13 protein-coding genes are annotated in these 12,280 nt (G+C 59.7%); 3 read left to right on the top strand and 10 right to left on the bottom strand.

Annotation, left to right across the window (positions count from 1 at the left end; all coding sequences use genetic code 11):
* Positions 1-210: 210 nt before the first annotated feature.
* Together K3725_RS08655 and K3725_RS08650 are read right to left on the bottom strand one after the other, a co-directional pair.
* A complete protein-coding gene (locus tag K3725_RS08655; RefSeq protein ID WP_260018369.1) occupies positions 211-1,074 on the bottom strand; it encodes an acyl-CoA thioesterase II in 864 nt (287 codons plus the stop codon).
* A gap of 60 nt (positions 1,075-1,134) precedes the next feature.
* Positions 1,135-2,346 (bottom strand): serine hydrolase, encoded by a 1,212-nt coding sequence (locus K3725_RS08650; RefSeq protein ID WP_260018368.1) that lies wholly within the window; start codon positions 2,344-2,346, stop codon positions 1,135-1,137.
* A 265-nt stretch (positions 2,347-2,611) separates the two neighbouring features.
* On the opposite strand from K3725_RS08650, the gene aroQ reads away from it, so the two are divergent.
* Entirely contained in the window at positions 2,612-3,061 is a 450-nt protein-coding gene (aroQ, locus tag K3725_RS08645; RefSeq protein WP_260018367.1) for a type II 3-dehydroquinate dehydratase, read from the top strand.
* Positions 3,058-3,813, top strand: a complete 756-nt coding sequence (locus K3725_RS08640) for a LuxR family transcriptional regulator (RefSeq protein ID WP_260018366.1) — start codon at positions 3,058-3,060, stop codon at positions 3,811-3,813. The genes aroQ and K3725_RS08640 overlap by 4 nt, the downstream gene beginning before the upstream one ends.
* Before the next feature lie 484 nt (positions 3,814-4,297).
* On the opposite strand, the gene tsf is transcribed toward K3725_RS08640, so the two are convergent.
* The 5 genes from tsf to K3725_RS08615 form a co-directional block, all read right to left on the bottom strand.
* Positions 4,298-5,173 carry a translation elongation factor Ts gene (gene tsf, locus K3725_RS08635; RefSeq protein ID WP_260018365.1) on the bottom strand — a complete coding sequence of 292 codons (876 nt, stop codon included), beginning with the start codon at positions 5,171-5,173 and terminating at the stop codon, positions 4,298-4,300.
* A 79-nt stretch (positions 5,174-5,252) separates the two neighbouring features.
* Positions 5,253-6,023 carry a 30S ribosomal protein S2 gene (gene rpsB, locus K3725_RS08630; RefSeq protein WP_260018364.1) on the bottom strand — a complete coding sequence of 257 codons (771 nt, stop codon included), beginning with the start codon at positions 6,021-6,023 and terminating at the stop codon, positions 5,253-5,255.
* A gap of 188 nt (positions 6,024-6,211) precedes the next feature.
* Entirely contained in the window at positions 6,212-7,042 is an 831-nt protein-coding gene (locus tag K3725_RS08625) for a 1-acyl-sn-glycerol-3-phosphate acyltransferase (RefSeq protein WP_260018363.1), read from the bottom strand.
* Entirely contained in the window at positions 7,039-7,800 is a 762-nt protein-coding gene (locus tag K3725_RS08620) for a GNAT family N-acetyltransferase (RefSeq protein WP_260018362.1), read from the bottom strand. The genes K3725_RS08625 and K3725_RS08620 overlap by 4 nt, the downstream gene beginning before the upstream one ends.
* A gap of 107 nt (positions 7,801-7,907) precedes the next feature.
* Positions 7,908-8,090: a DUF3553 domain-containing protein gene (locus tag K3725_RS08615; protein ID WP_039145992.1), complete on the bottom strand. Its 183-nt coding sequence runs from the start codon at positions 8,088-8,090 to the stop codon at positions 7,908-7,910.
* 34 nt (positions 8,091-8,124) lie between these two features.
* On the opposite strand from K3725_RS08615, the gene K3725_RS08610 reads away from it, so the two are divergent.
* Positions 8,125-8,721 (top strand): histidine phosphotransferase family protein, encoded by a 597-nt coding sequence (locus tag K3725_RS08610; protein WP_260018361.1) that lies wholly within the window; start codon positions 8,125-8,127, stop codon positions 8,719-8,721.
* A gap of 61 nt (positions 8,722-8,782) precedes the next feature.
* Here K3725_RS08610 and K3725_RS08605 read toward each other — a convergent pair whose 3' ends face one another.
* The 3 genes from K3725_RS08605 to obgE form a co-directional block, all read right to left on the bottom strand.
* A complete protein-coding gene (locus K3725_RS08605; RefSeq protein WP_260018360.1) occupies positions 8,783-10,048 on the bottom strand; it encodes a glutamate-5-semialdehyde dehydrogenase in 1,266 nt (421 codons plus the stop codon).
* Positions 10,049-10,123: 75 nt separating this feature from the next.
* Entirely contained in the window at positions 10,124-11,230 is a 1,107-nt protein-coding gene (gene proB / locus K3725_RS08600; RefSeq protein ID WP_065267187.1) for a glutamate 5-kinase, read from the bottom strand.
* On the bottom strand, positions 11,218-12,252 hold the full coding sequence (gene obgE, locus K3725_RS08595) for a GTPase ObgE (RefSeq protein ID WP_260018359.1): 1,035 nt from the start codon (positions 12,250-12,252) through the stop codon (positions 11,218-11,220). The genes proB and obgE overlap by 13 nt, the downstream gene beginning before the upstream one ends.
* Between the last annotated feature and the right edge of the window lie 28 nt (positions 12,253-12,280).

Here is a 12,280-nt window from a genome sequence, read left to right as displayed (position 1 = left end):
GTTCTGAACACCGGGATGGCCCAGGTAAGAAAATACTCTCGGGCAGTCAATGAAGGAGCCTGACCGGTGACAACTGGCTTCCTCTGGATCAGAGGGAGCCATTTTCTTTTGGTTCAGTGTCCTGGGTCTGGTCAGTTTGCATATCTTATAATCAGAATTATGGTAAATTACGGGTAAGCCGCAGCACTCGAACGGTGAATTTCACCGAAATCATCGCCTTAACGGCCTGAGCAATCCTTCCTGAGCTACGCTGGCAACCAGTTCCCCGCTTTCCGTGAAGATTGATCCCCGATTGAACCCGCGGGCGCCTCCGGTGAACGGCGCATCCATCGCGTACAAATGCCAGTTCTGCAATTTCACCGGAGCATGGAACCACATCGTGTGGTCCAGACTGGCCGTCATCGCCTCGGGATTGTGAAACGTCAGGCCATGAGGACGCATTGAGGATCCCAACAGCCCAAAGTCGGACACATATGCCAGCAGTATGTGTTGCAGTTCCGGGCCTGCGCCGTAGGCTGCTTCCATTCGAACCCACATCTGATTGGCATCACTGGTTTTTTCCGGCGCCATCGGGTCGCGCGGCTCAACCTCCCGGATTTCAAACGGCCGCGGCCGCAGCAGTTCAGCCTGCTTCTCCGGAGCAAAGCGGCTGGCATTCCGCGTGAGGATCGCGTGGCGCGGTTCCAAGCTGTCAGGCTCCGGAACCGCCGGCATTTTATGCTGATGATCCCAACCGTCTTCCTGGGCATGAAAGGAAGCTGCCAAGTTCAGGATTTGCTTGCCGTTTTGCATCGCCACAACCCGCCGCGTGGTGAAACTGCGGCCATCACGAGCTCGGTCAACCTCGTAAATCACCGGCCGGGATGGATCGCCGGGACGGATGAAGTAGGCGTGAAGAGAATGACATAAGCGATTGGAAACAGTAGAATAAGCTGCCGCTAGAGCCTGTGCGATAACTTGCCCGCCGTAAATCCGCGTCGGGGTTTCTCCACCAGAGCCTGAGCCGCGGTAAAGATTGGTATCGAGGGTTTCAAGGTCCAGGAGAACTAGCAAGGCTTTGGCGGTATCAGTCATCGTTTTCGCTTTCCTTTTACCAGCCAGTTGCAACCCTTGCAGAGTTGACGGAAACGCACGTTAATCTGTGATGGCGCCATGCACCAGTGCCTTGAGTTCCGGGCGTGACGGATATGAGCTTGAGGGGGCCAGCTGAGTCAGAAACACCACTGACAGATCCAGTTTCCGGTCTACCCAGAAGAAAGTCGAGGCTATTCCACCCCAGCTGAAGTCACCGATGGAACCAGGACACCGCGCGCGTGCGGGGTTCAGCACGACTGCACCACCCAGCCCGAAGCCCATGCCTTCCATCGGCTGTTCTGCAAAACTGCTGGGACCCATTGATGCAATGTCACCAGAAAGGTGATTTTGCATCATGAAATCAACCATATGCGGACTGATAATGAAGCCGTCGGCGCAACGTCCCCGGTGCCGGAGCATCTCAGCAAACGCCATGTAGTCGTCAATTGTGCCAACAAGCCCGCCGCCGCCGGACTGCATGCTGGCCTGCTCAAAGGGTGAACGCCCGTAACAGTCAGTGAAACGGAGACTGTCACTGCCTGCATCCGCTGAATTGAGCGCCATAGCATCTCCGGCAAGCGGCGTATAGAGCGAGGCAAACCGGTTCCCTGCCCCGCCTGGCACCTGAAATCCGGTTTCGGCCATGCCCAGCGGCTCAAAAATTTCACTGCTCAGGAAGCCCCCAAGCGGTTTGCCGGACACGACCTCCACAACCCGGCCCAGCACATCTGTTGCCACTGAATACTCCCAGCGGCTTCCCGGCTTGAACGCCAGCGGCAGTTCTGCCAGGCGCGCAACCATAGAAGACAGCGGCCCATGATCCGGCTTGAACAGAATATCTTCTTTCGCCATCGCTTCCGGCAATACTCCTGGATTGAACGGATAACTCAGCCCGCTGGTATGCGTCAGCAGCTGATGCAGCGTTGGAACCGGGCATGGTTCTGTCTGATCCAGTGCGGATGCAGCCGGTAACAGTGCCCGCATGTTGCTGAACTCCGGGAGGAAATCGCTGACTGGCGCATCCAGATGAAACGCACCGCGTTCCAGCAGCATCATGACAGCCAGCGACGTCACCGGCTTGGTCATCGAATAGAGGCGCACCAGCGTATCACGGGTGTATGGCAGGTTCTCTTCGATGTTCCTCATCCCGGCAGCATGGAAGTAGATTTCCTCGCCGCCGCGGCGTATCAGCAAGGTGCTCCCCGGGTATTTCCGTTCATCGGCATAGCGTTGCTGCCAGGATTTTATCCTCTCCAGCCGTTTTGGGTTCATTGATGCCTCCTGCCCATGCCCGCTCCTCCCCGTTTGGGTCGTTCCGGGATAATGCGTTGCACGACCAGGCAGGTCGAGTGGAATTCGCGTTTATAAGGTGAACAGACCAACATTGCCCTGAACATAGACAATCGCTTCCCGTCTCCCGTCCGCCTCAACCAGAGCACGTTGCGCCAAGTTTTTTACGCCTCATTGCGTTTGTGGGTTCGCATTCGAAAAAAAATTGTCTTAGAAGTTCAAAGGGAAAGAGGGCAAGGACATACGAATGGCGAGTATTCTGGTATTGAACGGACCCAACCTGAACCTGCTTGGCACCCGCCAGCCGGAGATCTATGGCTCTGTGACATTGGCAATGGTTGAAGCCGCTTGTACGGATCATGCCGCAAAGCTGGGTTTGGAAGTTGCCTGCCTGCAATCGAACCACGAAGGCGCGCTCATTGACGCGGTTCATGATGCCAAGAGCCGCCATCAGGGGATCATCCTGAATGCCGGAGCCTACACGCACACTTCGATTGCTCTCATGGATGCGTTGATTTCCGTGGAAATTCCTGCAGTTGAAGTGCATCTCTCAAATATCTACGCACGCGAAGAGTTCCGCCACGCTTCCTACATTTCCAAAGCGGTACTCGGACAGGTCTGCGGGTTTGGTGCGCAGGGGTATTTGCTGGCTCTGGATGCATTGGCCGCGCATCTGAAGAGTGCCGGTGCCGCATGAAAGTCAGGAAATACCTGAGTTTTGTCTGCGGTGCGCAGAGCCTGGAGGAACTGTGGCATGGCCATGTGCAGCAGATGTCGGAGTATGGGTTTGACAGGCTGATCTACGGGCACACGCGCTACAAGACGGAGACGTCACTGGGGGATCCGGATGACTTTGTCATTTTGTCCAACCATGAGAACGCATACTTGGACGGGTTCCTGCGCAAGGGGCTCTACTTTCACGCGCCAATGCTTCGCTGGGCCCTCGAGAATGAAGGACCCGGAAGCTGGCGGATCGTGCAGGAAATGGCCGCAAAAGGCACCCTTGGACCCGAAGCTCTGAAAGTGCATGAATTCAACCAGGCCCTGGATATGAAGGCAGGCTATACGATCAGCTTTTATTCCTCCTCTCCTCGCTACAAGGGCGCAATTTCCTTGGCCGCCCGGCCAGGCTTGTCTCAGGATCAGGTAGACGCGCTGTGGCAGGATGAGGGCAGCGATATCGTCCTGATGAACAACGTTGCGCATTTGAAGATCCTCACCCTGCCCTACGAAGCTCCGCATCGGAGCCTGACCAAGCGGCAGCGGGAAGTGCTGCAATGGGTTGGCGACGGCAAGACAACTCAGGACATCGCACTTCTGATGGGGCTGACACCGGCGACGATTGAAAAGCATCTTCGCCTGGCACGGGAATCTCTTTCGGTGGAGACCACCGCGCAGGCGGTCCTGAAAGCCGCTCTCTACAACCAGATGTATGTAGTGGACGCCTGAAGCTCCGATGGGGCTTCCCCTGCCCGGCCTTAACTATCCGGACTATACCTTTGAAATCATGTAGCTTCCCACGTCCGTTCGCCGCCATTGAAAGGAAACCCGCGCGGTAAAGGCAGCGCAAAAGACGTTAATTAGCGTCAAAAAGTATGGTATTCTGTACTACCGCTAAAGGATAATTCGTTGCAAATTCCTCTTGTTCCGTGAGTGGTGGCTTTGGCCAAGGAACTTTGGGTATTGAACCTTGCGATTACAAGGCTCTCCTACCTGATCGGGGGCAGGCACGTATAGATCCGTGTTCTGCCCCGATATATGAGGGGTCCTGCCCATCCCCATCAGCGGGGCCCCTCGCACTTCCTCCCCAAAGATTTCCCGTCTTGGCACAGGTACTAGAGACACGCGTTGCTGCCGGCCGCCTCAGATTGGGCACAAAAAAACCGGCAGGATAACTCCTGCCGGTTTCGGAACCTGATATCTTGGGACCAGATCAGCCCTGAGCGGCCTTTGCAACTTCAGCTGCGAAGTCTTCTTTCTCGACTTCGATGCCTTCGCCGACTTCAACGCGGACAAAGCCGGTGATGGTGGCGCCTGCTTCCTTGGCAGCGGCTTCCACGGTCAGGTCAGGGTTCACCACAAACTGCTGGTTCAGCAGGGTCGACTCAGCCACGAATTTCTTCATGCGGCCTTCGATCATCTTCTCGATCACCTGCTCCGGCTTGCCGGATTCACGGGCGATGTCGATCTGAACCTGCTTTTCCTTCTCGACGATGGAAGCGTCCAGGTCAGCTTCAGACAGCGCCGCCGGGTTCACAGCCGCAATGTGCATTGCAACCTGCTTGCCGATGGCTTCGTCGCCGCCGTTCATGGCAACCAGAACGCCGATTTTGCCCATGCCCGCGGTGGCCGCGTTGTGGACGTAGGACACGACAGTCTCGCCTTCCAGAGCTTCCATGCGGCGCAGCGACATGTTCTCGCCGATGGTGGCGATCTTGTCGGTCAGGGTCTCGGCAACGGATTTGCCGCCCAGATCTGCAGCGGCCAGCGCTTCGATGTCAGAGGCACCCAGGGCTGCAGTGGCGATTTTGCCAACCATGTCCTGGAACTCGCCGTTCTTTGCAACGAAGTCGGTTTCGGAGTTCACCTCAACGGCAACGCCCTTGCTGCCTTCGACGACAACAGCCACCAGGCCTTCTGCGGCAGTGCGGCCGGATTTCTTGGCGGCTTTCGCCAGGCCTTTGGTGCGCAGCCAGTCAACAGCGGCTTCCATGTTGCCGTCGTTTTCGACCAGTGCTTTTTTCGCGTCCATCATGCCTGCGCCGGTGGATTCGCGCAGTTCTTTCACCATTGCTGCAGTGATTGCCATCTTAGGCTCTCCTCAATTCAAAAACAGATTTGGGGCAGGTGATACCCTGCCCCGCATGTCAGTTCCGTGACAGGACGGATCAGGCGTCAGCCGCTTCTTCAGCCACGGCTTCTTCTGCCGGTGCTTCTTCCAGCGCGCCCAGGTCAACACCTGCTGCGCCCAGCTGAGCGGACATGCCGTCCAGAGCCGCGCGGGCAACCAGATCGCAGTACAGCGAGATGGCGCGCGATGCGTCGTCGTTGCCCGGGATGATGTAGTCAACGCCATCGGGGGAGCAGTTGGTGTCGACAACAGCCACAACCGGGATGCCCAGTTTCTTGGCTTCGGCGATGGCCAGTGCTTCTTTTTTCACGTCGATGACGAACAGCAGGTCCGGGACGCCGCCCATTTCGCGGATGCCGCCCAGGGAGGCCTGCAGCTTCTCCTGGTCGCGTTCCATGCCCAGACGCTCTTTCTTGGTCAGGCCTTCGGCGCCGGAGGACATCTTCTCGTCGATTTCCTTCAGGCGGTTGATCGACTGGGAAACGGTTTTCCAGTTGGTCAGGGTGCCGCCCAGCCAGCGGTGGTTCATGAAGTACTGAGCGGACTTCTCGGCTGCTTCGGCGATCGGGCCTGCTGCCTGGCGCTTGGTGCCGACGAACAGGATGCGGCCGCCTTTGGCAACGGTGTCACGGACAACCTGCAGAGCCTGGTCCAGCATCGGAACAGTCTGGGTCAGGTCCATGATGTGGATGCCGTTGCGCGCGCCGTAGATGAAGGGCGACATGCGCGGGTTCCAGCGCTGAGTCTGGTGGCCGAAGTGAACGCCAGCTTCCAGCAGCTGACGCATGGTGAACTCGGGAAGAGCCATGCTATTCTTTCCTTTCCGGTTTCTATCCTCGGCGGGGGTTCAGAGCAGATGCTCCAACCGGGGGTCCGTCAGGGATGTCTCCCCTGATCAGGCCAAACCCCGCCTGCGGGTTCGTAGGCGCGCCTATAGATCAGAATTTGCCGGCTGACAAGGCCCGTCCCACAGAAATCGGCGCCCTTCTCCGCATTTCAGGTCGTCAAGGCCTCTTGATGGCCGCTGCGCACCAGCGCCTCAGCCCGGGCAGCCAGCGCCTTGCGGTCCGGGAACTCCGCTACCCTCAGAGGCGGGTGGTAGATCAGTTCCACCCCGCCTTGGCGCCGGGCTGCCAGGATCTTGAGAAGATGCGGGCCAAAGTCCATGTCTCCCCACCAGCCGTAAAAGCGGGCGGACGCTCCCTGGGGCGCGTGGTACACTACGGAAACCGGCTGAACAAACAGTCCGTTGCGGAGCTGATCGGTGAAAAACGCGGCGAAGAGTGTTGTTTTGAAACGCAGAACCCGCAAGCCGTCCGTCGACGTGCCCTCCGGGAAAAACAGCAGCTTATGCCCTGCTTGCAACCGCTGCTCGAACAGCTCTGCCTGCTCCCGGGCCTTCTTGGGGTTTCTCTCGATGAACACAGTGCCGGTGGCCCGCGCCAGCCAGCCGATGCCCGGCCATCCGGCGACCTCGGCCTTGGACACGAAGTAAATCCGCTTTCGCGCGTTGAGGGCGAAAATATCCAGCCAGGAAGAGTGGTTGGCAACAACCGGCCCGCGCTGCCGCATCAGCGTGCCGCGGGTCCGGTAACGGATCCCCAGGATACGAAAGGCATTACGGCAGACGAACTGGGTGATAAATGGTGTGACCGGCCGCTGGTGCCCGAACAGAGGCCGCTCGGCCAGCCGCACGGTCAGCAAAACCAGCAGCCCGCCAAACACCAGAAGCGCCAGCGGCAGGCCGCGCAGCAGCACCAGCACCCAGCCCAGCGGGCTGATCCGGACCGGATCGGGCCTGTCCCCGCTTTGCCAGCTTATACTCATCTGCGTCCCTTTCCGCCGGAATAAATCTTGCGCTGACGCTCGTTCATCCGTGCTGTGTCCAGGATCAGGCAGACGTCGGTGGTGTTGAACGCATGGTCAACATAAGCGCCCTCGCCAACAAATCCGCCAAGCCGCAGGTAGGCCTTGATCAGCGCGGGCGTGTCCACCATCGCGCGCTTCCGGTCCAGATCATCAACGGCAACCAAGTCCATGGACTGAAACGCTTTTGACCTGACGCGCAGTTCCGGCGGCGCCAGGTGGTTGTGATGCAGCATGGCCAGCGGATTGGCCAGATGCTTGGGATCTGTGCCATGGAAGCTGGCCACGCCGAACAGGACCTCAATCCCGTGTTTCTCAACATAGTCCGCCAGCCCGGACCAGAGGTGAAACATCGCCATGCCGCCGCGGTATTCGGGGTGCAGGCAGGACCGCCCCAGTTCCAGCAGCCTGCGGCCTGAGGCCTTCAGCGTGCTCAGATCGTATTCATCTTCGGAATAGAACTGCCCCGCCTGCGCAGCCTGGTCATCCCGCAGCAATCTGTAAACCCCGGCCACCGTGCCTGTGGCCTCATCCACCGCCAGCATGTGGTCGAAGAAGGGATCGAACCTGTCCCGTTCCAGCCCGGCCTGATGATCAACCATTGCGCCACCGCCGCCGAGTTCACGTACGAACACGTCATAGCGCAGGGCCTGCGCGGCGCGCAGCTCATCCTCGGTTTCGGCTATTTTCACTGAAAACTCCGGGGGGGCGACTGCCATTTGCTCACCTTCGCATCGTTGAGGGTTGAGCGCTCCATTCCAATCAGGCAAAGAGCGCTCAGCAATTGGGAAGAATTTGAGGGATTACGTTAACCCTTCATAAACCGTTATGGATCAAAGACGGGGATAAGGGAGACACGCGCTCCGTCAATCACAAGCTTGCCCTGATCGGGAAAGTTCACCGTGATCTTGCCGCCCGCGTTCGACTGCACCTGGCCTACGCCCCACTCAGGGTGGTCCGGGTGCCGGACGAACATGCCGGGGGCTAAAATAGCGTTGAGGTCATTCATAGGGGGATGGCCCAGTTCGGAGGAAGTAATAGTTATGGGTGTAGATAACGCCAATTTGGCCGCATTGGTAGGGTCGCGGATCTGTCATGATCTGATCAGCCCGGTCGGCGCAATCAACAACGGTCTGGAACTGCTGGGCATGGCCGGCAGCATGTCGGGACCGGAACTGGAGCTGATTTCCGACAGCGTCGCCAATGCCAATGCGCGCATCCGTTTCTTTCGCATCGCCTTTGGCTCGGCCGGCGATCAGCAGACACCGCGGGCAGAGGTGGTTTCTGTGCTGGAAGATGTCGGCAAGGGCGGACGCATTCAATACCAATGGTCGCCGCTGGAGGGCTGCACCCGCAGTGAGGCACGGCTGGCGTTCTTGTCGGCGCTGTGCCTGGAAAGCGCCTTGCCCTATGGCGGCACGGTCAAGATCTTCTGCGCCGATGGCAAGTGGACCGTGGTGGGCGAAGGCCGCAAGGTCACAGTTGATGATGAACTGTGGGCCCGGGTCAGCGGCGGCAGCTCAAACGCTGAGATTACACCCGCTTTGGTTCAATTCGCATTGCTGCCGGAGGCCGCCAAGGAAGCAGGCCGGACCGTGCGGCTGGAATTGAATTTGGAAAACATCACGATGCAGTTCTGAGAACTGCATTCTGCGCAAAGAAACGCCGGGCGGACAGCCCGGCGTTTTGCATTTTTAACGGTCAGGCGCGGGTGGTTCCGTTGCCGCGCACCAGGTATTTGAAGCTGGTGAGCTGGGTGGCGCCGACCGGCCCGCGGGCATGCATCTTGCCGGTGGCAATCCCGATCTCGGCCCCCATCCCGAATTCGCCGCCATCAGCAAACTGGGTTGAGGCATTGTGCATCAGGATGGCGCTGTCGAGTTCAGCAAAGAATGTCTGAACCGCTTTCTCGTCCTCGGTGATGATGCAATCGGTATGCTGTGAGTGATGCGTGCGGATGTGCTGAATCGCTTCATCTATGCCCGCTACCTGCTTGGCAGCAATGATGGAATCCAAATACTCCTTACCCCAGTCTTCAGCCGTTGCGGCGGTCATGCCGTCCGGTCCGGGCAGTCCTGCCTCGGCGCGGATTTCAACGCCGGCAGAGGCCAGGGCTTCCAGAACCATCTTGCCCAGCGTCGGCGCAATGTCCTGGTGGATCAGCAGGCATTCCGCGGCACCGCAGATCCCAGTTCGGCGGGTCTTGGCGTTCAGCACCACATCCAGCGCCTTCTGCGGATCGGCAGCCTTGTCCAGGTAGATATGAACGATGCCCTCAAGATGCGCAAAGACAGGCACCCGAGCCTCGCGCTGGACAAGCCCGACCAGCCCTTTGCCGCCACGCGGAACAATGACATCGACATAGTCTGTCATGGTCAGCAGTTCCTGAACCGCGGCGCGGTCGCGGGTCGGAACCAGCTGCACCGCGCCCTCCGGCAAGCCTGCCGATTTCAGGCCTTCTGCCAGGCAGGCATGGATCGCGAGTGAGGAATGGAAGCTTTCGGAGCCGCCGCGCAGGATCACCGCATTACCCGATTTCAGGCAGAGCGCGCCAGCGTCTGCCGTTACATTGGGCCTGCTTTCATAGATCACGCCAATCACACCCAGAGGGGTGCGGACGCGCTGGATCTTCAGGCCTGTGGGCTGCTCCCACTCTTCCATCACCTCGCCAACCGGATCGCGCTGCTCTGCAACCGCGCGCAGGCCGTCAACGATGCCTTGGATGCGGGGTTCGTCCAGCATCAGACGGTCCATCATCGCGTCCGACAGGCCCTTGTTTCGGCCAAACTCTAAATCCTTGGCGTTTGCCGCGATGATCTCCGCCCGGCGGCTCCAAACCGCCTCGGCAGCGCCGATCAAGGCTGCATGTTTGCGTTCCGCACTGGCCGTTGCCAGGATTTGCGCCGCTTGCTTTGCACGTTTGCCAAGCTCCGCCATCACGGCGGGGATATTTTCATTGTCTTTCATATGTCTCGTGCCCTTGCCGGTCCCTGTCTGGCGCTGCATGCCATCCCGGCTGGAATAAACTATCAGGTGGTGCGTTCAAAGCGCCATATCATCGCGGTGGATCAGCGCGGCGCGGCCGGGATAGCCCAGCGTTGCCTCGATCTCCTGCGATTGGCGCCCCTGGATGGCACGGGCCTCGTCAGCCGTATAGCGCGAAAGCCCCTGCCCCAGTTTGCGCCCGTCTGGGCCGAGGATGGCCAGCGGATCGCCGCGGCCAAAGTCACCCTCCACATGACGGACGCCTGCGGGCAGCAGGCTTTTGCCGGACATGAGCGCACGGGCGGCGCCCTCATCAATTGTCAGCACACCGCGGGTCTTCATCGCCGCGATCCAGCGTTTACGCGCAGCCTGCGGATCGCCCTGCCCGGTAAACCAGGTGCATGGCGCGCCTTCCTCTAGCGTTTTCAAAGGGTTCAAGGGCGAACCTTCAGTGATCGCCATCGCACAGCCTGCGGCGGTTGCCATCTTGGCCGCCAGCAGTTTGGTGATCATCCCGCCCTTGGACAGGCCGGAAACCCCATCACCGGCCATTGCCTCGATCTCGGGCGTGATCTCATCAATCCGGTCATAGCGTTTGGCGTCCGGATCCAATGCCGGATTGGCACTGTAGAACCCATCAACATCAGACAGCAGGATCAGCGCATCGGCCCCAACGGTCACCGCGACCTGTGCCGCCAGACGGTCGTTGTCGCCATAGCGGATCTCATCGGTGGCGATGGTGTCATTTTCGTTAACAATGGGCACGGCCCCCATACCCAGAAGCGTCTCAAGGGTCGCACGGGAATTGAGGTAGCGGCGGCGGTTTTCACTGTCTTCCAGCGTCACCAGCACCTGCGCCGTGGTGATCCGGTGCGGGGCCAGCGCCTCCTCATAGGCGCGGGCCAGCCGGATTTGGCCAACCGCAGCGGCAGCCTGGGATTGCTCCAGAGGCAGGTCGGCGCGCGGCAGACCCAGCACACCACGCCCCAGCGCGATAGACCCGGAGGACACCAGCACCACGTCTGTGCCGCGGGACTTCAGCCAGGCGACGTCATTGGCCAGCGAATGCAGCCAGCCGGCGCGCAGCTCGCCGGTTTCCCGGTCCACCAGCAGGGCTGAGCCGATCTTGACGACAATGCGCTTTGCCGACGTCAGGGCTGCCAAGTTTCTTCCTCCTCGGCAGGCTTCATCCGAAGGCGGTCATCGTCGATCTCGTTGCGCAGGGCACGCAGTACTTCATTCACGCCCTGACGGCTGACGCCGGACATCAGATGCACCGGACCGCCGACAGCCGCCTCCAGGGCCTTGCGTTTCTCGTCCAGCTCTTCGGGGTCGATGGCATCGACCTTGTTGAGCGCGGTAATCCGGGTCTTGGTAGCCAGAACGCCGCCATAGGCCTCCAGCTCGCCGATGATGGTCTCGTAATCCTCAACCACGGTTTCGGAGGTGCCGTCGATCAGGTGCAGCAGCACTGCGCAACGCTCCACATGGCCCAGAAAACGGTCGCCGATCCCTTTGCCCTCATGTGCGCCTTCAATGAGGCCAGGGATGTCCGCAACCACAAACTCGGTGTTGTCGATGCCGACAACACCCAGGTTGGGGTGCAGCGTGGTAAAGGGATAATCCGCGATCTTGGGGCGGGCGTTGGAGGTGGCCGACAGAAAGGTCGATTTACCTGCATTCGGCAGGCCCAGAAGGCCCGCATCCGCGATCAGCTTGAGCCGCAGCCAAATGGTGCGTTCGACACCCTCCTGCCCCGGGTTGGCCCGGCGCGGTGCCTGGTTGGTCGCGGATTTGAAATGCAGGTTTCCGAAACCGCCATTTCCGCCCTTGGCCAGCAGAACACGTTCGCCAGGCACAGTCAGGTCGGCCAGAACGGTTTCCTGGTCCTCGTCGAGGATCTCTGTCCCCACGGGGACACGCAGAATAATATCGTCGCCGTCCTTACCGGTGCGCTGGCGGCCCATCCCGGACTGGCCGTTCTTGGCAAAGAAATGCTGCTGGTAGCGGAAGTCGATCAGGGTGTTCAGCCCCTCTGTAACCTCAGCCCAGACTGAGCCGCCCTTGCCGCCGTCGCCCCCGTCCGGCCCGCCGTATTCGATGTATTTCTCGCGGCGGAAGCTGACGCAGCCGTTCCCGCCGGCGCCCGAGCGGATATAGACCTTTGCCAGATCGAGGAATTTCATGACAGCTCCTTAATACGGCAGGTCCCTG

Origin of the sequence: Leisingera sp. S132, assembly GCF_025144465.1 — a bacterium.
In the GTDB taxonomy this organism is placed as follows: domain Bacteria; phylum Pseudomonadota; class Alphaproteobacteria; order Rhodobacterales; family Rhodobacteraceae; genus Leisingera.
Note: the sequence above shows the minus strand (reverse complement) of the source record. Positions and strands in the feature narration are given on the sequence as shown.